This is a genomic window from Lutibacter sp. (assembly GCF_016342705.1).
Lineage (GTDB): Bacteria > Bacteroidota > Bacteroidia > Flavobacteriales > Flavobacteriaceae > Lutibacter.
Genome location: NZ_JAEINV010000002.1, coordinates 330374 through 353469, shown reverse-complemented (window position 1 = coordinate 353469; position 23096 = coordinate 330374). Strand labels below are relative to the sequence as shown.

General features: G+C 30.9%; 24 protein-coding genes. 11 read left to right on the top strand and 13 right to left on the bottom strand.

The window, feature by feature from the left end:
• Positions 1 to 29: 29 nt before the first annotated feature.
• A complete protein-coding gene (locus tag JEY78_RS03605; RefSeq protein ID WP_291846804.1) occupies positions 30 to 512 on the bottom strand; it encodes a methylated-DNA--[protein]-cysteine S-methyltransferase in 483 nt (160 codons plus the stop codon).
• Entirely contained in the window at positions 502 to 1269 is a 768-nt protein-coding gene (locus tag JEY78_RS03600; RefSeq protein WP_291846802.1) for a TatD family hydrolase, read from the bottom strand. The genes JEY78_RS03605 and JEY78_RS03600 overlap by 11 nt, the downstream gene beginning before the upstream one ends.
• 101 nt (positions 1270 to 1370) lie before the next feature.
• Between JEY78_RS03600 and JEY78_RS03595 the strand changes: the two genes are divergently transcribed.
• Entirely contained in the window at positions 1371 to 2090 is a 720-nt protein-coding gene (locus JEY78_RS03595) for a hypothetical protein (RefSeq protein ID WP_291846801.1), read from the top strand.
• Positions 2091 to 2202: 112 nt separating this feature from the next.
• Here JEY78_RS03595 and JEY78_RS03590 read toward each other — a convergent pair whose 3' ends face one another.
• Together JEY78_RS03590 and JEY78_RS03585 are read right to left on the bottom strand one after the other, a co-directional pair.
• The gene (locus tag JEY78_RS03590) at positions 2203 to 2943 is read right to left on the bottom strand and encodes a hypothetical protein (protein ID WP_291846799.1); all 741 of its coding nucleotides are present in this window, start codon (positions 2941 to 2943) and stop codon (positions 2203 to 2205) included.
• A 1-nt stretch (position 2944) separates the two neighbouring features.
• Positions 2945 to 3526, bottom strand: a complete 582-nt coding sequence (locus tag JEY78_RS03585) for a sigma-70 family RNA polymerase sigma factor (protein ID WP_291846798.1) — start codon at positions 3524 to 3526, stop codon at positions 2945 to 2947.
• Between the two features lie 120 nt (positions 3527 to 3646).
• Here JEY78_RS03585 and JEY78_RS03580 point away from each other — a divergent pair, with 120 nt between their 5' ends.
• From JEY78_RS03580 to JEY78_RS03550, 7 genes are all read left to right on the top strand, one after another.
• Positions 3647 to 4705: a hypothetical protein gene (locus JEY78_RS03580; RefSeq protein WP_291846797.1), complete on the top strand. Its 1059-nt coding sequence runs from the start codon at positions 3647 to 3649 to the stop codon at positions 4703 to 4705.
• A gap of 202 nt (positions 4706 to 4907) precedes the next feature.
• Complete coding sequence (locus tag JEY78_RS03575) at positions 4908 to 5945, top strand: hypothetical protein (protein WP_291846796.1); 1038 nt, start codon at positions 4908 to 4910, stop codon at positions 5943 to 5945.
• A 204-nt stretch (positions 5946 to 6149) separates the two neighbouring features.
• The gene (locus JEY78_RS03570; protein ID WP_291846795.1) at positions 6150 to 6896 is read left to right on the top strand and encodes an energy transducer TonB; all 747 of its coding nucleotides are present in this window, start codon (positions 6150 to 6152) and stop codon (positions 6894 to 6896) included.
• A gap of 203 nt (positions 6897 to 7099) precedes the next feature.
• A complete protein-coding gene (locus JEY78_RS03565) occupies positions 7100 to 7834 on the top strand; it encodes an energy transducer TonB (protein ID WP_291846793.1) in 735 nt (244 codons plus the stop codon).
• Positions 7835 to 7933: 99 nt separating this feature from the next.
• Positions 7934 to 8686, top strand: a complete 753-nt coding sequence (gene deoC, locus JEY78_RS03560) for a deoxyribose-phosphate aldolase (RefSeq protein ID WP_367158762.1) — start codon at positions 7934 to 7936, stop codon at positions 8684 to 8686.
• 1 nt (position 8687) lies between these two features.
• The gene (locus tag JEY78_RS03555; protein WP_291846792.1) at positions 8688 to 9263 is read left to right on the top strand and encodes an acyltransferase; all 576 of its coding nucleotides are present in this window, start codon (positions 8688 to 8690) and stop codon (positions 9261 to 9263) included.
• 9 nt (positions 9264 to 9272) lie between these two features.
• Positions 9273 to 11348 carry a gliding motility protein RemB gene (locus JEY78_RS03550; protein WP_291846791.1) on the top strand — a complete coding sequence of 692 codons (2076 nt, stop codon included), beginning with the start codon at positions 9273 to 9275 and terminating at the stop codon, positions 11346 to 11348.
• Between the two features lie 57 nt (positions 11349 to 11405).
• Here JEY78_RS03550 and JEY78_RS03545 read toward each other — a convergent pair whose 3' ends face one another.
• The gene (locus JEY78_RS03545) at positions 11406 to 12674 is read right to left on the bottom strand and encodes an acetyl-CoA hydrolase/transferase C-terminal domain-containing protein (RefSeq protein ID WP_291846790.1); all 1269 of its coding nucleotides are present in this window, start codon (positions 12672 to 12674) and stop codon (positions 11406 to 11408) included.
• Between the two features lie 167 nt (positions 12675 to 12841).
• On the opposite strand from JEY78_RS03545, the gene map reads away from it, so the two are divergent.
• Positions 12842 to 13651, top strand: coding sequence for a type I methionyl aminopeptidase (gene map / locus JEY78_RS03540; protein ID WP_291846789.1), 810 nt, complete (start codon positions 12842 to 12844; stop codon positions 13649 to 13651).
• Complete coding sequence (locus JEY78_RS03535) at positions 13648 to 14412, top strand: class I SAM-dependent methyltransferase (protein WP_291846819.1); 765 nt, start codon at positions 13648 to 13650, stop codon at positions 14410 to 14412. The genes map and JEY78_RS03535 overlap by 4 nt, the downstream gene beginning before the upstream one ends.
• Position 14413: 1 nt before the next feature.
• Here the strand turns inward: JEY78_RS03535 and JEY78_RS03530 are convergent, their stop codons facing one another.
• On the bottom strand, positions 14414 to 15403 hold the full coding sequence (locus JEY78_RS03530) for an FAD:protein FMN transferase (RefSeq protein ID WP_291846788.1): 990 nt from the start codon (positions 15401 to 15403) through the stop codon (positions 14414 to 14416).
• A gap of 146 nt (positions 15404 to 15549) precedes the next feature.
• Between JEY78_RS03530 and JEY78_RS03525 the strand changes: the two genes are divergently transcribed.
• On the top strand, positions 15550 to 16389 hold the full coding sequence (locus JEY78_RS03525; RefSeq protein WP_291846787.1) for an OmpA family protein: 840 nt from the start codon (positions 15550 to 15552) through the stop codon (positions 16387 to 16389).
• 59 nt (positions 16390 to 16448) lie between these two features.
• Here JEY78_RS03525 and JEY78_RS03520 read toward each other — a convergent pair whose 3' ends face one another.
• The 7 genes from JEY78_RS03520 to JEY78_RS03490 all read right to left on the bottom strand — a co-directional run bounded on the left by JEY78_RS03520 (position 16449) and on the right by JEY78_RS03490 (position 22931).
• Positions 16449 to 16826, bottom strand: coding sequence for a Na(+)-translocating NADH-quinone reductase subunit F (locus JEY78_RS03520; RefSeq protein ID WP_291846784.1), 378 nt, complete (start codon positions 16824 to 16826; stop codon positions 16449 to 16451).
• A gap of 83 nt (positions 16827 to 16909) precedes the next feature.
• Complete coding sequence (gene nqrF / locus JEY78_RS03515) at positions 16910 to 18220, bottom strand: NADH:ubiquinone reductase (Na(+)-transporting) subunit F (RefSeq protein WP_291846817.1); 1311 nt, start codon at positions 18218 to 18220, stop codon at positions 16910 to 16912.
• 2 nt (positions 18221 to 18222) lie between these two features.
• The gene (gene nqrE / locus JEY78_RS03510; protein ID WP_291846783.1) at positions 18223 to 18972 is read right to left on the bottom strand and encodes an NADH:ubiquinone reductase (Na(+)-transporting) subunit E; all 750 of its coding nucleotides are present in this window, start codon (positions 18970 to 18972) and stop codon (positions 18223 to 18225) included.
• A gap of 5 nt (positions 18973 to 18977) precedes the next feature.
• Positions 18978 to 19625 carry an NADH:ubiquinone reductase (Na(+)-transporting) subunit D gene (locus JEY78_RS03505; protein WP_291846781.1) on the bottom strand — a complete coding sequence of 216 codons (648 nt, stop codon included), beginning with the start codon at positions 19623 to 19625 and terminating at the stop codon, positions 18978 to 18980.
• Positions 19626 to 19628: 3 nt separating this feature from the next.
• Positions 19629 to 20375, bottom strand: a complete 747-nt coding sequence (locus JEY78_RS03500) for a Na(+)-translocating NADH-quinone reductase subunit C (protein WP_291846779.1) — start codon at positions 20373 to 20375, stop codon at positions 19629 to 19631.
• A 2-nt stretch (positions 20376 to 20377) separates the two neighbouring features.
• On the bottom strand, positions 20378 to 21577 hold the full coding sequence (locus JEY78_RS03495; protein WP_291846777.1) for an NADH:ubiquinone reductase (Na(+)-transporting) subunit B: 1200 nt from the start codon (positions 21575 to 21577) through the stop codon (positions 20378 to 20380).
• A 4-nt stretch (positions 21578 to 21581) separates the two neighbouring features.
• A complete protein-coding gene (locus tag JEY78_RS03490; RefSeq protein ID WP_291846776.1) occupies positions 21582 to 22931 on the bottom strand; it encodes a Na(+)-translocating NADH-quinone reductase subunit A in 1350 nt (449 codons plus the stop codon).
• Between the last annotated feature and the right edge of the window lie 165 nt (positions 22932 to 23096).

The window sequence follows — 23096 nt, the reverse complement described above, 5'->3', positions numbered from 1 at the left end:
TAAACTAACGTGCTTTTTACAAAAATAGTTTAAAATAATGATTGTTGTGTTGAAGGATTTTCGTGTTCTAATAACCACTTTTTACGCCAAATTCCTCCCGCATAACCAGTTAATGATCCATTGCTTCCAATAATTCTATGGCAAGGAATAACAATCCAAATTGGGTTTTTTCCATTTGCTGAAGCAACAGCTCTTATGGCTTTTACATCGCCTAATTTTTTGCTTTGTTCTAAATATGTTCTGGTTTTTCCGTAAGGGACTTTCAATAATTCATCCCAAACTTTTTGTTGAAATTCAGTTCCTTTAGGATTTAATGTTAAATTAAAATTGGTTCTTTTTCCTTTAAAATATTCCTCTAATTGTTGCACGCAATCTTTTAAGCAAGTCGGTATTTTTTTTGAAGTTTCAATTTCTTCATCAATAACAGAAACCGAAGTTATCCCATTTTCATCTCCAATAATTTTTGCGGTTCCAATAGGTGTTTTGTAATATGTTATTTTACTAGATTCCAAATACGTCTTTTGAGTTTTGAGTAGTTATTGCAGCAACTTCCTGCGGACTTAGTTTATAAATATCTACTAATTTATCTAAAACTTTGGTAATATAGCCACTTTCGTTTCTTTTTCCTCTAAAGGGTGTTGGCGCTAAATAAGGGGAATCGGTTTCTAGTACAATGTTCTCAATAGGAATTTCATTTAAAAACTGATCTATTTTTCCATTTTTAAAGGTTACTACACCGCCAATTCCCAGTTTCATATTGTATGAAATTGCTTTTATAGCTTGTTCTAAATTTCCGGAAAAGCAATGAAATATACCAAATAGTTTAGCATCTTTCTCATCTTCTAAAATTTCAAAAATTTCATCAAAAGCATCTCTACAGTGGATTACAATTGGTAAGTTTTTTTCTTTTGCCCATTTTATTTGCGTTTTAAAAGCAAGTTGTTGCTGCTTTAAAAACGTTTTATCCCAATATAAATCAATGCCAATTTCGCCAACGGCATAAAAATTTCTAGTATCTAACCATTTTTTAACAAAAGCCAATTCTTCTTCAACATTTTCTTTAACGTGAGTTGGATGCAACCCCATCATTAAAAAAATATTTTCAGGAAATGCTTTTTCTAAATCTAACATAGCATCTAAATAATTAGAATCTATGGCTGGAATAAAAAAACGAGAAACGCCCAAATCAATAGCGCGTTGAATCATTTCGTTTCTATCTTCATCAAATTGTTCGCTGTATAAATGCGTGTGTGTATCGGTAATAATCATGTTGCAAAAGTAATTAAAAACTCTTAGGAATTATTGTTTGTTATATAGTTTGATACATATTTAAAGGCTAATTTTGATGCTAGTTAAAATTCTTTCTATTCATGAAAATAAAATATTTAAGTTTATTAGTTTCCTTACTTTTTATTCAAGCAACGCATTCTCAAGAATGGAAGAATTATAGAACATTTAAAAAACAAACGGGTGGTTTAATTTTAAAAGAAGGTTGTTGGTTAAAAAAGGATAGAATAAGAAATACGAAGACTTGGAAGGCTGCAAATAGTTTTAATTTGTCGCAAGAAAATGGAAATTTAAAATATACTTCAATAAGTATAATTAGAGATTTTTATTTGTGGTTTGATGATGAAATTAAGCAAAAAGGTCATGAAATTAATGGTGTTGGAATAGCAGCTATAGCAGCGAAACAATTATCAAATGTGGATAATTTTTTTATTAGATGTTTAATAATTAGAAATAAAGAAGTGGTTTCTTTTGCAAATGAAGGTTCGCTTAAAGTTATTGAATTTGTATTTCCTTTAATGTCTAGCATTTATTTTTCTGATGAAATTTTTAAAAATGAAAGCGCTAGAAATTGGGATTTAAAATATGGTGAAATGGAACAATGTGAAATTTTGGATCCATTGTACCAAAAGCTGTCAAATAAAGCCTTAAATAGATTACAAAAAATGGCCAAAGGAAAAGGTGTTTTTAATTTAGCCGTTCCTAATGAGTTGAAATTTAAAGGAGATATTAAAAATTGTGAAACTAGATTTGAACATGGGGAAAATGTTCTTTTTCCATATTATTTAAAACATAGAAATTAATAATTTAAAACTTATAAAGGTCCTCATTCAGAACTTGTTTCAGAATCTCATAAGGCATTAAATTTGTGAACCTGAAACAAGTTCAGGTTGACTGGTAAGTTTAATTTTAAGACTATAATTTTTTTAATAATTTTTGAGCTTGGTTATACTCTTCAGCGCTTTCTGGAATAGTTTGCAAAACCACTTTACAATCTTCAAATTTTTCTTGTTTTAAATAATTAAGTGCTTTGTACCAAGTTGCTTTGGTTGAAAATGATGAATTTCCGTTGCTAATTTTAGTGAAAATTTGTTCAGCATTCGTGTAATTATTCAATTCTAAATTACAAATTCCTTTATACAATTCAATTTCAACATCATCAGAATATTCATCAGATAAAACAGTTAACTGCTTTAAAGCTTCCTCATATTTTTTTGAATTAAAAGCTTTTTCAGCAGCAACAATAGCGTCGTTATTTTCACCTCTTACAACTAATTCTAACGAATTATGATTTGCAAAATCTCCATAAACAGGATTACCATTATTAAAAACAAAAAGCCCTATTAAAATGGCAATACTTGCAGCAACCAATAGCTTTTTATAGTTAAATAATGAAATTACTGTTGTTTCTTTTTTAGCAGTTTCGTTTTCTTTTATATGTTGATTTCCTAAATTTTGAAGTGTTTTTCTTAACGCAATTTCATCTTCTTCATTTTCAAATTTTGAAGCTAATGAAGTTTCTAATGCTTTATAAATTTCAAATTCTTTTTTAAAATCTTCATTGGAAAGCAATTGTTCTTCAAATGATGTTAGTTCAACATCACCCAATTCGTTGTTTAAATATTTATCGAATAATATGTATTTTGATTCGTCCATTTTAATACGCTTTTAGTTGATTAAATTCATTCGAATTTTTCACAAGTTGGGTTAATTTCCCCATACATTGTGATTTCTTCTTGCGAGCATATCCGTACGTTACACCTAAAAAATCAGCAACTTCTTCCATAGATTTTATTTTAAAAGTGGCTTTTAATAATTCCTGACATTTTTCTCCTAATTCTTTAAATTTCAACTCAAATAATTGATGTTGCTTTTCAAAAATTTCTGTTTCTTCAACTTGTTGTTCTTGCTCTTCACTAATAGATGTGACATCATCAATAATTGTTACCCTATTATTTCCTCTTTTTTTCAATTCATTTAACCAGCGTCTTTTACATAATAAAAAAAAGTACGCATCAAACGGACACGTAAGTATAAAGTTTTTTTCTTTTGCTTGGTGATAAATGGTGACTAATGTTTCTTGAATAACATCTTGTGCGGCATCAGCATCACCACTATTATTCTTTATATAAGCTACTATTTTAGGTGAAAACGTTGCATATAATGTAGAAAGCACTTTACTATCATTTTTTAAAAGTGCTTCTATATATATATGATCTTCGTGTGGTTTTACGTCCATTTACAAAAGTTAGTTTCAGCTAATTTAAAATTTTTTTCAGAATAAGGGGTAACAAATTTTAAAGTGTATTGATATGTTAGTATAAAACAAATTTAAAAAAACATTTAAAAACTAATAATTATGAAAACACTAACACAAAAATTCAGAAACTTAAAAAACAGTAAAACTGTAACTAACATTTTAAAAAACGCAATTGGTTTATCTGTCATATTTTTATTTGGAAGTTGTATGCCAGATAATGAAGTGGAACCTTTTCAGCCACAACCAGATGGACAAGCATTAAATGAACGCTTTTTAGATAATAGAAATGATGCCGTTCAGGAATTTATAATTGACGCTTCTGTTGGTGGAACTGTAATAGGAGCCCAAGGAACAAAAGTACAGTTTCAAGCAAATTCTTTTGGAATAAATGGAGTTCCAGTAACAGGAAATGTAACTGTACAATTACTTGAAATTTACGATAAGGCTTCAATGCTATTGAAAAATAAATCAACATTAGGGCAAAGACCAAACGGAGATAAGGAAGTTTTAAAATCAGCAGGTGAATTTTTTATTGATGCCAAACAAGGCACAAATGAATTAGAATTATTGGAAAATGCTACTGTAACTAGTAGAGAAATTGATCCGGCCAACGTTGATGGAGCAATGCAGATTTTTAAAACAGGTGGTTTAGATAATGATTGTGACGGAATTGATGATGATTGTGATTGGGTTGAGGCGGATGACAATGGTGATGGGATAAATGATAAACCAGTAATTAGAGATGGTCAAAATACCACTGGTGGTAGTTATGTAACATACGGATTTGATATTAGTTCTTTTGGTTGGACAAACCTTGACAGATGGTACAGTTTTACAGGTCCAAAAACGGAAATTTATGTGGATGTTCCTGCTGGATATAACGGAGATAATTGTGCAGTTTATTTATCATATGATGGTGAACCAACAGCTTTAGCTAAAATGGATATTTGGGATACAACAACTGAAATGTTTACAGAACATTATGGATTAATTCCAATTGGTCAACAAGTTCACATAATAGTTGTTACTGAAATTGACGGAGAATTACATTATGCAATTCAAGGAACAACAGTTATTGATAACCATATTGAAATTATAACAAGTTTAAGTCCAATTACGCAAGCCGCTTTAGAAAGTTTAATTAACGGATTACCATAAAATATTGCAATTAGTGAACAGTTAGAAATAGGTTAATTGCTAGTGGAAAGGGCTATCTAAGTATTTAGATGGCTCTTTTTTTATGCTTAATAGAAATAAAAAATAATATTTTAAAAAAAACTCAAAATAGGGGTAACAATATAAATAGGTAGTTGATATATAGGTATAAAACAAATATTAAAAATTTTAAAAACTAATAATTATGAAAACACAAACACAAAATTTCGCAAACTTGAATACTAGTAAAGTAGTGAACAGAATTTTAAAAAATGCAATTGGATTATCAGTAGTATTATTTTTTGGTAGTTGTATGCCAGACAATGAAGTTGAACCATACCAGCCACAACCAAATGGCATAGCTTTAAATAATCGTTTTGAAAATAATAGAATTGATGATTTAGAAGAATTTACTATAGATGCCGCTTCAGGAGGAATAATTACAGGATCGCAAGGAACAAAAGTAAATTTTCCACCAAATGTATTTGGTTTAAATGGTACTCCGGTAACTGGTCAAGTAATTATTCAATTAGTTGAAATATACGACAAATCAGATATTGTTTTATCAAACATGTCAACGTTAGGAAGGAAAAACAATGGAAACAAAGAAGCTTTAAAGTCGGCTGGTGAATTTTTTATTAACGCAAAACAAGGTTCAAATGAACTAGAACTTTTAGGAATGATTGATGTAACAAGTAGAGATACTGCCCCTGCTAATATGGATTGGAATATGAAATTATTTAGAGCTGGTGATGAATTAAATGATACCGATGAATGGATTGAGGCTGATGAAAATAATGACGGTGAGCCTGACGGTGTAGAGTTTAAAGAAGCACAAGGAGCAAATGGAGTTATGGCAACTTATAATTTTAATTTAGGAAGCTTTGGTTGGTCAAATTTAGACAGATGGTATAGTTATGCTGGTCCAAAAACTGAAATTTTTATAGACGTTCCTGAAGGGTATGATGCAGATAATTGTGCAGTATTTTTATACTATGATGGTGAAAATACAGCAATTGCAAGAATGGATGTTTGGAATGAAAGTTTAGAAATGTTTACAGAGCATTATGGGTCAATTCCAATTGGATTAGAAGTTCATATTATAGTTGTAACAGAAATTGATGGGCAAGTTTATTATGCACTACAAGGAACAACTATTGTTGATAATCATATTGAAGTAATTTCAAGCTTAAGTCCAATTACACAATCTGCTTTAGAAACGCTAATTAATGGATTACCTTAAATAATTACCGAACAAATTTATTAAAAAAGTGAAAGAAGCTGCATTTTAATGCAGCTTCTTTTTTTTGGTATGTTTCTTGATATTAACAAAATATTAACAGTTGCTATTTTTCACCTTTTAATAAATAATTAATTTTTTCAATTCCACTCAATCCAATTAATTATAAAATTCAAAGAAAAAGTAGGAACATAAAACCTTAATATTATGAACTTTTCTAAGAAAAATTATGAAATCAAAAAACACCCTAAAGCAAATTTAGAAAATTACAGTAAACTATTTGTTCAATTAGGCTTAGTTTTATCTCTTTTTGTGGTGTATTTGTTAATTCAAAACAAAACCTTTAATAATGAAATTAGTACTTTAACAGATTCCGGCAGCCATTTAATAGACAATACGCCACCTATGATTGAGCTTAAAATAGAACCCGAGAAAGTTACGCAGCCAAAACAAAAGCAAATTTTGGTAGATATTAAGCAAGAAAAAAATGATGCTGATATAGATGAAACTCTTTACTTTACTCCAGATATTGATGCGCCATTTGATCAGAACACATTAGTTGAAGTTCCAAAAGAAGTAATAATTGATCCAAAAGATGATTTTTTTGATATTACATTTTTAGAAGAAGCTCCACTTTTTCCCGGTTGTAAAGGAACAAATGAAGAGCGTAAAGCTTGTTTTTCTGAAGAAATCGCTAAATATATCAATAAAAAATTTAATAATCAGCTAGCCGGAGAATTAGGTTTAACTCCTGGAATTCAAAGAATTTATACCCAATTTAAAATTGATAAAAACGGAAATGTAATAGATATTGAAGCGAGAGCTCCACATAAAAGATTGCAAGATGAAGCAATTAGAGTTATTAGTTTATTACCAAAAATGAAACCTGGAAAGCAACAAGGGAAGCCTATAAAAGTAAGATATGCGGTACCAATTGCATTTAAAGTTGAATAGTCTTTTAAAACCAGTATTTATACTGGTTTTTTTATTTAATAAATTGTAAATCATTTAAAAATGTTGTATCTTTAATATGAAATTAATCTTGCAAGGAGTTGCTTTTAAAGGCATCTTGTTTTTGCAAATTCATGCATTATATACTTCAACTGTTTTATAACAGCGGACTCATTTTATTCTTGTTGAACTTAAAAAAGGTCATCATGGAACTTAAAAAATATCCACACGTAGTACTTGAAAATTATTCAAAAATTTTAATGGAATTAGGCTTAGTTCTTTCACTATTTATTGTATATCAATTTATTAATTTTAAATCGTACCCGTCAGAAATAAAAGATTTAAATAGCACATTTGTTGGTGTAGATGATATGGAAAGAACCATTGAAATAAAGCCAATAGAAATTCAAGAACCGCCAGCTGCTAAAACAGTAATTTCTGAAAGGATTTTAAAAGTGGATGACGCGGTTGATGTTCAAGAAAGTATTATTGAATCTACAGAATTAGATATAACTGACGCTGTTGTTGTAAATGTTGATAAACAACTAGTTACAGTTGAAGAAGAAGAGGAAACCGTTGTTGAAGATGTGCCATTTATGATTATTGAAGATGTACCTATTTTCCCTGGCTGTAAAGGAACTAAACAAGAAAAACGAGATTGTTTTTCAAATGAGGTTACAAAATTTGTTTCTAAAAAATTTAATATAGAACTAGCCTCGGAGTTAGGTTTACAATCTGGAACAATTCAAAAAATATTTGTAATGTTTAAAATTGATAATACAGGTCATATAACAAATATTCAAGCAAGAGCACCACATAAAAAATTACAGGAAGAAGCCATTAGAGTGGTAGAATTACTACCTGCTATGACTCCAGGAAAACAACGCGGAAGAGCAGTTTCTGTAAGTTATGGACTTCCAATTGTATTTAAAGTAGAATAATTTGTAGCTTAATTACAGAATCCCGCAATCGCGGGATTTTTTTTATAGTGATGGTTTTAAAAAGTTTATATTTGTTTTATAAAAAAAGTATTTCAAAAAATGAACGAAATTAATATCAATCAATATTTAGATTCTACCTATCTAAAAACAGCGCAACAAGCAAATATTTCAGAAGAAGAAACAAAATTAAAAGTTCAAGGACTTATAAATGAAGCTATTGACAATAATTTTAAATTAGCAATGATTCGCCCAGAATTTGTTTCAATGGCAAGAGAAATGATTTCAAAAGCAAATGCTAGTGTTTTAATAGGAACCGTTATTGGCTTTCATGAAGGCACATATTCTACAGAAGAAAAGCTTAAAGAGGCGTTACAAGCTGTAAAAGACGATGCAGATGAATTAGATTATGTGGTAAATTATGAAGCTTTTAAAGAAGAAAAAATAAATTTAGTAAAAGCCGAAGTTTTTAAAGGAACTAAATTGGCTTTGGATAATAACAAAGTTGCAAAATGGATTATTGAAATAGCAGCTTTAACTAATGAAGAAATTGTTGCTTTAACTCAATTAATACGAGATGTTGTTTTAGAAAATTTTGGAGAAGAAAACGCTTCAAAAGTTTTTGTAAAATCATCTACCGGATTTTTTAAAACTGAAGAAGGCAAACCAAATGGAGCAACTTTTGAAGCTATGGAATTAATTGTTGAAAATGCAAAACCATTACCTGCAAAAGCAGCTGGTGGTGTTAGAAATTTTGAAGATGCAGTGAGAATGGCTAACATGGGAGTAACAAGAATTGGAACTTCTTCAGCAAAATTAATTGCTGATGGTGGAAAAGCAGAAGGAGGTTATTAGTATGGAAACATTTTTTGCACACGAAACAGCGGTTATAGATAAAGGTTGTACCATTGGGAAAGGGACAAAAATTTGGCATTTCAGTCATATTATGCCAAATTCAGTAATAGGAGAACAATGTAATATTGGACAAAACGTTGTTATTTCACCGGAAGTTGTTTTAGGCAAAAATGTAAAAGTGCAAAATAATGTTTCAATATATTCAGGCGTTATTTGTGAAGACGATGTTTTTTTAGGTCCATCTATGGTTTTTACAAATGTTATTAATCCAAGAAGCGCCGTAATTAGGCGAGATGAGTATAAAAAAACCTTGGTTAGAAAAGGTGCAAGTATTGGTGCAAACGCCACTATAATTTGTGGAAATGAAATTGGACAATATGCTTTAATTGGCGCAGGAGCGGTAGTTACAAAACCAGTTTTACCCTATGCGTTGGTTGTTGGAAATCCATCAAAACAAATTGGTTGGATTAGTGAATATGGACATCGTTTAAATTTTGATGAAAATGGATATGCAATTTGCGAAGAAAGTGGTGAAAAATATCAATTATTAAGTAATAGCGTTCAAAAAATTCAGTAAGTATTTATAATGAAAAATTCTATTTTAAGTATTCTTTTTATTCTTTTTAGTATTTCAGTTTTTTCACAAATTGAAAAATATCCAGTTTTTCCATCGTGTGATACCTTAGATATTTCAGGATTGTCTAATTGTTTTAATAATCAGATAAAAAAAATTGTTGTTGAGGAGTTTAAACTTCCAGAAAATATTAAGAAAGATAATTTTACGGATACTATAAATGTTGTTTTTGTAGTTACTTCATCTGGAAATTTTAAAGTTGTGTACGTAAATTCGCCATATAAAGAATTAAAAGAGGAGATTGAACGTGTTTTTGCAACCTTTCCAACAATTAGTCCAGCAACATATAATAATCATCCCATAGAAATGCAATTTGTATTTCCTATCTCAATTCCAATAGAAAAAAATCAACAAGTTCAGATTGTTAAAAAACTAGCAGAAGAACAAGAAGAAATTTCTCCTTTTGAATTAAGGGAGGCTACTGAAGTTGTTGTTTCAAAAAGCACATTGTTTCCAGAACATACCAGCGATTTAAATATTCCATTTACACATGAAGCTTATGCTAATTTTGACTATTATTTAAATCAGTCTGATAATTTGCACACAGCGGTTAAACCTTTTGTTTATAGTGAAGTTACTAAATATGTAGATTTAGAGGCTCAAAAAAATAAATTGATACAACCTAAAGAAACTTGGTTTGGCAAGAAATTATTGAATGAACATATGGCTTTTGTAAAAGGCAATGGGTTTTGGTTTACTGTAGATCCTGTTGTTGATTTGCAATTAGGGAAAGATAGTGAAGGCGTTAATACGTTTAATAATACACGTGCTGTAACTATCAATGGCGCAATTGGTAAAAACTTAAGTTTTTCAACAAGTTTTTATGAAAGCCAAGGAAGGTTTGCTACATATTTTAATGAATATGCTAATTCCATAAAGCCAGATGGTGGAAATCCAGCCATAATTCCCGGAAGAGGAATTGCAAAAGATTATAAATCGGATGCCTATGATTACCCTGTTGCCGAAGCTTATTTATCTTACACACCAAGTAAATACTTTAATTTTCAATTTGGAAATGGTAAAAATTTTATAGGAGATGGTTATCGATCATTATTTTTATCTGATGTTGCTTCACCATATCCATTTTTTAAAATTAACACTAGCTTTTGGAAAATTAAATACACAAATTTGTTTATGACCATGCAAGATGTTAGACCTGAACTAACAGAAGATGGCGCATATAAACAAAAATTTATTGCAACACATTATTTAAGTTGGAATGCAACTAAAAAGTTAAATATAGGCTTATTTGAAACTGTTATTTGGGATGATGTAAATAACAGAGGATTTGATGTGAATTATTTAAATCCATTAATATTTTACACCGCTGTTGAGTTTTCAACCGGATCAAGAGCAGGAAACTCATTACTAGGTTTAAGTTTAAAATATAAAATGAAAGATATTTCACTTTATTCACAATTATTATTGGATGAATTTAGAATTTCTGAAATTACAAGTAATGATGGTTGGTGGGCAAATAAAAATGGAATTCAAATTGGAGCTAAATATTACAATGCTTTTGCTATTGAAAATTTGTACTTACAAGCGGAATATAATTCTGTGAGACCTTTTACGTATTCTCATGATGAGTTAAATTATAACTACGGACATAATAACCAACCATTAGCACATTTATGGGGTTCAAATTTTAATGAATTTATTGCAATAGCTCGTTATTCTAAAGATAGATGGTTTGTAAATTCTAAATTTGTTTTTGGAAAAAAAGGATTTGACTTTAATTCAGTTGCAGATTCTTATAGTTACGGTGGAAATGTTTATAGAGATAATGATGATAGGGCTTCTGATTATGGAAATACTATTGGTCAAGGGAATGCAGCCAAAATATTTATAGCTGATTTACAGGTTGGTTATTTAGTAAATCCGGCAACAAATTTAAAAGTGTTTGGAGGTTTATCATATAGAAATTTTAACCCAGATATTCCAACAGTAAGTTTTGATAAAACAAGTTCTACATGGATTTCATTCGGTTTAAAAACCGATGTATTTAATTGGTATACTGATTTTTAAACACAAAAAATGGCTTTTTAAAAGCCATTTTTTGTTAAAGAACATAGTGTAATACTATTATTTAATTGTTTCAAAGTATTCCTTAGCCATACTTTCTCTAAAATCTGGATGAGAAATTTTAATTAATTCGGTAACACGCTGATCTATAGTTTTACCATATAAATCGGCAACACCATACTCAGTTACTATATATTGTACGTGAGCTCTTGTAGTTACTACTCCAGCTCCTTTATTTAAAAACGGCACAATTCTACTAATTCCTTTGTTTGTAACAGAAGGCAATGCAATAATTGCTTTTCCTCCTTCACTTAAAGAAGCACCTCTAATAAAATCCATTTGTCCACCAACACCCGAAAACATATTTGGCCCAATAGAATCTGCGCAAACTTGCCCGGTTAAATCCACCTGAATAGCAGAATTAATAGCCACCATTTTCGGATTTTGTCTAATATTAACCACATTGTTTGTATAATCGCAAGAGCGCATTTCAATAAATGGGTTATCATCCACATAATCATATAAACGTTTAGAACCTCCTAAAAATGTAGTTAAAGCTCTTCCTGCATTAATGCCTTTATAATTTCCGTTTATGACATCTTTTAAAATTAAATCAATAACTCCGTCTGAAAACATTTCGGTATGTAACCCTAAATCTTTATGATTTCCTAAGCGCGACAAAACGGCATTTGGAATAGAACCAATTCCCATTTGTAAAGTGCTTCTATCTTCTATTAGTTCAGCAATATAATCTCCTATTTTGCTTTCTATTTTAGTAGGTATTGGCATATGAAATTCGTGAATTGGAGTACTTTCTTCAACAAAAGTATCTAATTCTGAAATATGGATTAAACCTTCTCCATGTACTCTTGGCATTTGATCATTAATATGTGCAATTACATGTTTTGCATTTGCTATTACCGCTAAAATTGCTTCAACAGAAACACCTAGTGAGCAATACCCATGTTTATCTGGTGTTGAAACTTGTATTAAAGCAACATCAACCGGTAACACATTTCTCTTAAATAAATTTGGTACTTCACTTAAAAAAACGGGTGTGTAAGATCCATTTCCAGCCTTAATGGTATGTCGCACGTTTTTACCTATAAAAAGTGAATTTACATGAAAGCTATCTTTATATTTTGGATCTGCATATGGAGTTTCTCCTTCAATGTGTAAATGGCAAACTTCAACACCTCTTAATTCTTCATGTCTTGCAGACATGGCATTAATTAAAATTTGAGATGCCGAGGCTGCTGCCTGAATATAAACTCTATCGTGAGATTTTATTACTTTAACTGCTTGTTCTGCGGTTACTGATTTATACATATATTTTATTTTAAATATTTGGTGGTGCAAATTTACCAAACATATTCCTTTAAAAAACTGTCGAAAATCATCTTTCGAAAACGTTTTCTTAATTATTTCAATTGATGTCAACTTCACTTTGATTTTCTTTTTTTTAAAGTAACTTTGCAAAACCAATTTTGAAGAAGATGATAAAAATTAAAACTAGAGAAGAAATTGAGTTAATGCGCGAAAGTGCATTGGTGGTATCTAAAACATTAGGGATGTTAGCTGGCGAAGTAAAACCAGGTGTAACAACTTTATATTTGGATAAATTAGCCGAAGATTTTATTCGTGCAGAAGGAGCTATTCCTGGATTTTTAGGTTTGTACGATTTTCCAAACACCTTGTGTATGAGTCCAAATGCTCAGGTTGTGCACGGAATCCCAAATGATAAACCGCTAATTGAAGGAGATATTATTTCAATAGATTGTGGTGCGCTAAAAAATGGTTTTTATGGTGATCACGCTTATACTTTTGAAGTTGGAGTAGTTGCTCCTGAAGTTAAAAAATTGTTAGATGTTACTAAACAAAGTTTATACGAAGGAATAAGACAATTTAGAGCAGGAAACAGAGTGGAAGATGTTGGTTTTGCAATTCAAAACTATTGTGAAAAGTACGGATATGGCGTTGTTAGAGAATTAGTGGGTCATGGTTTAGGAAAAACAATGCACGAAGATCCTGAAATGCCAAATTATGGTAGAAGAGGAAGAGGTAAAAAATTTGTGGAAGGAATGGTGGTTGCCATTGAACCTATGATTAATTTAGGAACACATCAAATCAATCAATTAAAAGATGGTTGGACTATTTTAACACGTGATGGAAAACCTAGTGCTCATTTTGAACACGATGTGGCAATTGTAAATGGCAAACCGGAATTATTGTCTACTTTTAAATATGTTTATGATGCTTTAGGAATTGTAAGTACTGAAGAAGATGAGTTTAGACAAAACTTATAATGAAAATTTTTAAGTTTATTTTAAATACAATTCCGAGGCCAATTCTTATAAAAGTAAGTTATTGGGTACGTCCATTAATTTCATTTTATTTAAAAGGTTCAACATTTACAGATCCAATAGATGGTAAAAGTTTTCGCAAGTTCTTACCTTATGGATATGGCCAACAGCGACCAAATGCATTATCACCTAGCACGCTTTCATTAGAGCGTCATCGTTTAATTTGGTTGTATTTAAAAAATGAAACAGATTTTTTTACAGCAGAAAAAAAAGTGCTACATATTGCACCAGAACAGTGCTTTTTAAAATTGTTTAAAGCACAAAAAAACCTTCACTACATTACAGCTGATTTATATTCGCCAATTGCTGATGTAAAAGCAGATATTTGTGATTTGCCTTTTGAAGAAAACTCATTTGATGTGGTGTTTTGCAACCATGTGTTAGAACACATTACAGATGATAAAAAAGCAATGAGCGAATTATTTAGAGTTTTAAAACCTGGCGGGATGGGAATATTTCAAATCCCCCAAGATTTAACCCTTGAAACTACGTACGAAGATTTTTCAATTACAAACCCAGAAGAACGTAAAAAGCACTTTGGCCAATATGACCATGTACGTATTTATGGGAAAGATTATTTTAATAAATTGAGAAATGCTGGTTTTAAAGTAACCGAAGTTGATTATTCAAAAACAATTTCACAAGATTTACTTATAAAATACTGTTTAGTTAAAGGTGAAATTTTACCAGTTTGCACGAAATAAATTAATTATCAAAATTTTCTGATTTGTAGGTTTGTAATTGATCGTTTTCATCAATATAAATTAAGAATGCTTTTAATTCAGTGTGCTTTTTTAAAAATTCTTTCGTTTTTTCTAAGCCCATTGCCATGCAGGCAGTTGCGTAGCCATCAACATCAGCACAATCAGATTTTGAAATAACGGAAGCGCTTAATAAATTACTTTCAGTAGCATAACCAGTTTTTGTATTTATAGTATGCACAAACTTTTTGCCATCAGGTGTTGTTCTATATTTTCTATAATTGCCTGAAGTTGCAATAGATTCGTTATGTAATTGAATAACGGTTGCAAAAGAACGAGAACCATCTTCATTTGGGTTTTCAATGGCAATTTTCCAGGCAACTCCATCTTGGTTTACACCTCTTGCTCTAATTTCACCACCAATTTCAACCATGTAATTTTCAATATTATATTGTTCAAAAAGTCTCCCAATAACATCTACCAAAAAACCTTTACCAATAGCATTAAAATCAAAATAAATTTGAGGATACATTTTTTTAATCTTTCCATTGTTTAAACTCACTTTATGAAAACCTACAAAGGTTAACAAAGAATCTATTTTAAGCGAGTCTAAGTCTGTAATTTCGTCTTCAGGTCCAAATCCCCAAGCATTCACTAAAATACCAACCGTAGGGTCAAAATCTCCATCTGTTTCATTAAATATTTTAGCAGATTTATGAAATACTTCAGCAAAATAAGCATCAACAATTACAGTTGTATCACCATCGTTTATTTTTGAAATATCAGAGGTTGGAATATATGTAGAAGTAGACTTGTTAATTACTTTTATGAGGCTATCAATTTTAGTTTCAAACTCAATGGTATCATTTTCTAAATATTTAATAGAAAAAGTAGTGCCAATGGCATCACCTTGTAATGTTTTTAATATGAAGGTATTTTTTTTTGAACATGAAAAAAATAGCACTAAAACTGAGAAAAATAGGAGGTTTTTCATTATAATTTTGTATATTGAAATGTCAGTAAAATTAGGATGTAAAGATAGTAATTTATTAGAATCATAAATATTTCTTAAATTATTTTCGAATTAAATTTATGATGCTCTTTTTACTACATTTGTTCAGTATTTAAACAATTTTAATTATGAAAAGAATATCAGTTTTGATTATCACAGCATCGGTTGTGTTGAGTTCATGTGTGTCGCAAAAGAAGTACACTGAATTAGAAGGAAATTATAAAAAAACAAGTCAGGAATTGGTAGATACCAAGGCTGATTTAATGAAATGTAGAATTGAAAGTGAAGGAAAACTTTCAGCGCTGGAACAAAGAGTTTTGGATTTGAAAAAAGACAAAGAAAAAACATTAGAGTATGTGGATAATTTAACAGTATTATCTAAATCTGCTTCAGATAATATTAAAGAAACACTTTCTCAAATGGGTAAAAAGGATGAGTACATACAGCACATCCAAAAAGCTATGAATAAAAAAGATTCAATTAATTTAGCTTTAGGATTCCAATTGAAAAAAGTACTTAAAGATGGATTTAATGATGAAGACATTGAGGTAAGTGTTGAGAAAACAGTAGTATACATTAATATTGCTGATAAATTATTATTCAAAAGCGGAAGTGCTACAATTTCTAACGAAGCTAAAAGAGTGTTAGGTAAAGTTGCTGAAGTAATTGCTGCTCAACCAGGTTTAGAAGTAATGGTTGAAGGGTATACTGACAACAAACCAATTAGTACTGCGGGAATTCAAGACAACTGGGATTTAAGTGTTAAAAGAGCTACATCAGTTATTAGAGTTTTACAAGACGACTTTAAAATTGCTCCAGATCGTTTAGTTGCTGCGGGTAGAAGTGAGTACAAACCTTTAGCTACAAATGATACTGTAGAAGGTAGAGCTAAAAACAGAAGAACAAGAATTGTTTTAATGCCTAAATTAGACCAGTTCTTTAAATTATTAGAAAATAAAATTGAGTAAACTTTAAAATTTAAATAGAAAAAACCACGCAATTTGCGTGGTTTTTTTATGCTTATTAATTAGTTAAGTTCTATATCTAGTAATTGTAAACCTTCGTATTGTAATAAGTATTCTTCATTTAAAAATGGAGGTTGTGAGGTGTCATTTTTATGCGCCAAACCAACTCCTGCAAATAGTACTTTAGCATTATTATTTCTTGCATGAACCTTAAAGGTTTCCATCCAAATAACATCATAAGTTAAAGCAAAATCTGAAATGGCGGTTGCTTTAACAATCACAAAATAACGTTGGTTATTTTTATCAATGCAAACGTATTGTGGGTTTCTTTTTAGCTGGCTATTGATTGCTATAAACTCATATCCTTTTGCTTCTAAATCTTTACCTACAATATTCATTGCTAAATTATGTATTTCTTGTTCAGTTAAAGGTCTACTCATTTTTTTAATATTAGGAAATAAAAAATCCGATACAAAAGTACCGGATTTTATGAATGTAAAAAATTTTAATCTAATTGTTTTGTCTATCCTCCAAAGTCATCAAATCTAATATTCTCATCTGCAAGACCAAAGTCTTCACCCATTTTTTGAACAGCTTTGTTCATTAATGGAGGTCCACAGAAATATAACTCTAAATCTTCAGGAGATTCATGTTTAGATAAATATTCATCGATTACTGCTTGATGCACAAATCCTGTAAATCCATCACCATTTAAATCATCAGCATCTTTTTTATTTACCCAGTTATCTTCTGGAGCTGGTTCTGATAATACTAAGTAAAACTTGAAATTAGGAAACTCTTTCTCTAAATCGTGGAAATGTTTTAAATAGAACAATTCACGTTTAGAACGACCACCATACCAATATGTTACTTTTCTACCTGTTTTTAATGTTTTGAATAGGTGATATAAGTGTGAACGCATTGGCGCCATTCCAGCTCCACCACCAACATATAACATTTCTGCATCAGATTCATTAATGAAAAACTCTCCATAAGGACCAGAAATAGTAACTTTATCTCCTTTTTTTCTTGAGAAAATATAAGAAGATGCAATACCTGGGTTAACGTTCATCCAGCCATTTTTAGCTCTATCCCAAGGCGGAGTTGCAATACGTACATTTAACATAATTTCTCTTCCTTCAGCAGGATAAGAAGCCATAGAATAAGCACGTTCAACTAATTCGGTATTTTTCATTTTTAAATCCCATAAACCGAACTTATCCCATTCCATTTGAAATTTATCAGGAGTTTCGTGTTCTTCTGGATGCGCAGTAATATCAATATCCTTAAAATCTACCTCGCAAGATGGGATTTCAATTTGAATATATCCACCTGCTTTGTAACCCATATCTTCAGGAATTTCAACAACAAATTCCTTAATAAATGATGCTACGTTATAATTTCTAACAACAGTTGCTTCCCATTTTTTAATCCCAAAAACCTCTTCAGGAATGGTGATATCCATGTCTTGCTTAACTTTCACTTGACAAGCTAAACGCGCTCCGTGTTGTAATTCTTTTCTAGTGAAATGAGGAGTTTCTGTTGGTAAAGCTTCTCCACCACCTGAGTTTACGTGACATTCGCATTGAATACAAGTTCCACCTCCACCACAAGCTGATGGTAAAAATATTTTAGCATTTCCTAATGTTGAAAGCAATGAACTTCCAGAAGGAACTTCTATTTCTTTTTCACCATTAATTCTGATTTTCACAGGTCCTGATGGTGATAATTTTTGTTTTACTACTAATAAAAGAGCAACCAATAATAGTGTTATTACTAAAAATGCCACTACTGTTGCCACTACTGTACCTAAAGTATTTGCTGCTAATATGATCATTATTCTATAATTTTAGGTTCGTTAATAGTTGCAGTACTGTCAATAACAGTTTCAACGTCTTCCGTATTAGTAATTTCTTCCGAAGTAGTTACAACTTCTATTGAAGCAGTTGTTGTTTCTTCTTTTTCATCACCACCTGTTAACATTCCACCAAAACTCATAAACCCAATTGCCATAAGTCCTGTAATGATAAACGTAATACCCAATCCTCTTAATGGAGCGGGTACGTTTGAATATCTGATTTTTTCACGAATAGCAGCAATTGCTAAAATTGCTAAAAACCATCCAATTCCTGAGCTAACACCATAATTAAACGCTAAACCTAAACTTGGTATTTCACGAGATTGCATAAATAATGAACCTCCTAAAATTGCGCAGTTTACTGCAATTAGTGGTAAAAATATACCTAATGAGTTATATAAAGAAGGTGAAAATTTTTCTACAATTATTTCTACTAATTGAACCATTGTTGCAATGGTTGCAATAAACATAATAAATGATAAGAAACTTAAATCGTATTCGGCATATTCTGGGCCTAACCAAACTAAAGCTCCTTCTTTTAATAAATAAGTGTCTAATAACCAGTTTAAAGGTACTGTAATAGCCATTACAAATATTACAGCTGCTCCTAAACCAACAGCAGTAGAAACTTTTTTAGATACCGCTAAGTATGAGCACATTCCAAGGAATGTTGCAAATACCATGTTATCTACAAATATTGACTTAAAAAATAATTCTAAATGTTCCATAATTGTTAGTTATCTTCAATTAATGCTGTGTTTCTTGAGCGTTGTACCCAAATAATTAATCCTACAGTTATTAATGCCATTGGCGCTAACAACATAAATCCGTTGTTTTCATATCCGTAAGCATATACTCCAGTTTTTTCAACAGAATCTCCTAAAACTTTAAATCCTAAGAGTGACCCTGAGCCTAATAACTCTCTAAAAAATGCAACTATCACTAATATAAGTCCATATCCTGCAGAGTTTCCTATTCCGTCTAAAAACGATTTCCAAGGTCCGTTTGCCAAAGCAAAAGCTTCAAAACGACCCATAATAATACAGTTTGTAATAATTAAACCTACAAATACGGATAATTGTTTAGAAAGTTCATATGCATATGCTTTTAAAACTTGGTCAACAATAATTACCAATGCTGCAGCAATAACAAGCTGAACTATAATTCTAATTTTTGAAGGAATAATATTTCTTATTAATGAAATAACTACGTTACCCATTGCTAATACAAACATTACCGATATAGCCATTACTATAGATGCCTTTAATTCAGCAGTAATTGCTAATGCAGAACAAATACCTAATACTTGAATAGTAATTGGATTATTGTCTAATAAAGGGTCTGAAATTAATTTAGCGTCTTTTTTTGATAGAAGTCCCATAAATTATTGCTTTAAAGTTTTTAAATATGGTAAATACAATTGTAAATCTTTCTTTAACATTGCTGCTAAACCATTTCCTGTAATTGTTGCGCCAGCAATAGCATCTACCTCATTATCTGTTTTGTCATTATTTTTTGGATCTGCATTTCCTTTAGCAACATCAATACCTTTAAATGTATCACCATTTAAAATATGTTCACCAGTAAAATCATCCATAAAGAAACGTTCTTTTATGTTTGAGCCCAAACCAGGAGTTTCTCCTGCGTGGTCAAAAAATACACCTTGAACAACTAAATCTTTATCTAAAGAGACATATCCCCAAATGGCATCCCATAAACCTTTACCTCTTACAGGAATAATATAAAATTCTTTATTGTCTTTATTTCCAACAAACAAAGGTAATCTTCTTTGATATGCTGGATTTTTAGCTTCAGCTTCTTCTTTTTTAATATCAATTAAATAAGCGTTAGCATCTTCAATTGCTTCAGTTCCTTTAACTACAAATTGCTTTGTAATATATTTAGAAAATTCACCAGCAACAATGTCTTTTGAAACAAAAGCAACAGTGCCTTCTTCATTTTCGTTTACGCCCATAGCGTATAATATATTTTGCTGTTTTTCTATTCTTTTATTTTCAGCTATTTTTTCTCTCAATGATGAAGCTACAAAGGCAAGTAGCGCCCCAACTATTAGCACCATTCCTGTTGCGAACAGTACTGTATACGAGTTTTTATCAGTATTATTTGCCATGGTTACGCTGTTTTTACTTTTAAACGTTTCAATCTTCTTTTTACATTACCTTGAACCACATAATGGTCAATTGTTGGTGCAAATACGTTCATTAATAATATTGCTAACATTACTCCTTCTGGATATGCTGGGTTAAATACACGAATCATAATGGAAATAAATCCAATAAAAAATCCATAATACCATTTCCCTTTATTTGTTTGAGAAGCTGTAACTGGATCTGTAGCCATAAATACAACACCAAAGGCAAAACCACCTAATAGTAAATGATGCCAAAATACTGTACTCATTAAACTATAAAATTTACTTCCTTCAGCAATCCAACCTGCGTTTACAACACCGTTAAAAATAAGCCCCATTACAAGTGCTCCAACTATAGATGAAAGCATAATTCTCCAACTTCCAATTTTAGTAACTACTAAAAATATACCGGCTAAAAGAATTAAGAATGTAGATGTTTCTCCAACAGATCCGGGAATGTATCCAAAAAACATATCAGATACGGAATAAACAAATTCTTTTCCTTGCGCCAAGCTTCCTAAAATAGTTTCGCCAGAAATGGCATCTAAATTAGCACCTGCTGCAATTTCTTTAGCTCTTTCTGTAGCTCCTTCAACCCAAACTTTATCACCACTCATCCAAGTTGGATATGCGAAGAATAAAAATGCACGGATTACTAGGGCTGGATTTAAAATATTCATTCCAGTACCACCAAAAACTTCTTTTCCAATTACAACACCAAAAATTACGGCAACGGCTAACATCCATAAAGGAATATCAACTGGTACAATTAGCGGAACTAACATACCTGTTACAAAATAACCTTCTTCAACTTCATGATTTTTTATCACTGCAAAAAGTACTTCAACTCCTAAACCAACTACATAAGAAACAATAATTAGAGGAAGGATTTTTAAGAATCCAAATAAAAATGCATCCATTGATAAAAACTCAACCGGAGCACCAAAAGCTTTAAAATGTTGAAAACCGGTATTAAACATACCAAATATTAAACATGGTATTAGCGCTAATACAACCATTGTCATGGTTCTTTTTAAATCGTCTGCCGCTCTAACGTGACCTCCTGAATGTGTAGTTTCATTTGGTGTGTATAAAAAAGTATGTAAAGCGCTAAAAGCAGGTAACCACTTTTTGTCTTTATTCTTTTCTTTTATATTATGTAAATTTTCTTTTAATCCCATAATCTTATCCTATTTCTTTTAACATTAAGTCTAACCCTTTTCTGATAATTTCTTGATGTGGTTGTTTAGACACACACACAAATTCAGTTAAGGCAAAATCTTCAGGAGCAACTTCGTACATTCCTAGTTGTTCCATTTCATCTAAATCTTTATACATACAAGCTTTTAAAATTTGCATAGGATAAATATCTAAAGGAAACACTTCTTCATAATTACCAGTTACCACAAAAGCTCTGTGCTCACCGTTGGTATTGGTATTTAAATCAAATTTTTTATTTGGAAATAACCAAGAAAAAGTTAAAGCTCTTGAAGTAGAAATTTTATTGAAAACTGGTAAATTCCAACCAAACATTTCATAATCATTTCCTTCAGGAATTACAGTAATCATAGTGTCATAAAATCCAAAAGAACCTTTTAAACTTTTAGTTCTTCCAGTTAAAACATTGCCACTAATAATTCTATTATTATCTCCTTTCAATTTCCCTTCAACTAAAGAAGCTATAGATGCTCCAATAATTGTTTTGTAATATTTTGGTGCTGCAACAGAAGAACCAGCTAATGCAATAATTCGCTCTGCGTGAAATTTTCCTGTAAGCAACAATTCTCCAATAATTACTAAATCTTGTGGGTTGATTGTCCAAACAACTTCACCTTTATTTACAGGATCTATTTTTGCAATTTGCGTTCCAACATTTCCTATTGGATGCGGTCCTGAAACTTTATGCAATGAAATATTGTCTAAGCCAGCAAATGGCGAATTGTCGTTTTTACCAACGGAAACGTGAACACTTCCTGACGTTAATTTACTTAATGCAGTAACGGCAGCTTGTAGTTCTTTTTCTTTCCCTGCTAAAACGTAATTAAAATCTGCTGCTAGTGGAGCACTCGCATAACCAGAAACAAAAATTGCTTTAGGAGTGTTGGATGGTTTTGCAATTACATCGTAGGGGCGTTGCTTTATAAAAGGCCAACAGCCTGCTGCTAATAAGTGACTTTTAATTTCATCAGCTTTCATAGCTTTTGGGTCTTTCTTCCCAAAATCTACAAACTGTTGGTCATTTTCTGCACTTATTTTAATTGCTAAAATCTTTCTTTTTTCACCACGTATGATATCTATAATTTCACCGCTAACTGGCGAAGGAAATTTCATTTCTTCGTTCGCTTTGTTGTAAAAAACTGCTTCACCAGCTTTTACTTTTGCGCCAATTTTTACGGATAATTTTGGGATAATACTGTGAAAGTCTTCTGGCTTAATGGTAAACACCTTCGATGTTGAAGCTTGTTCGGTAACCTTCTCAGCATCACCTTTTAGCTTAATATCTAGCCCTTTTTTAATTTGAATGCCTTGTGACATATTTTAAGTATATTTAATAGTATCTAAAAAACGGTGCAAAAATAACAATTTAATATGTAGTTTTTAGCTTTTTCAGACAATTTTTTACGCAAAGGTTGTAATCATTCGTAATCACATTAGGTTTTACTATATTTACGGTTAAATTTTTGGTATAACTATTGATTT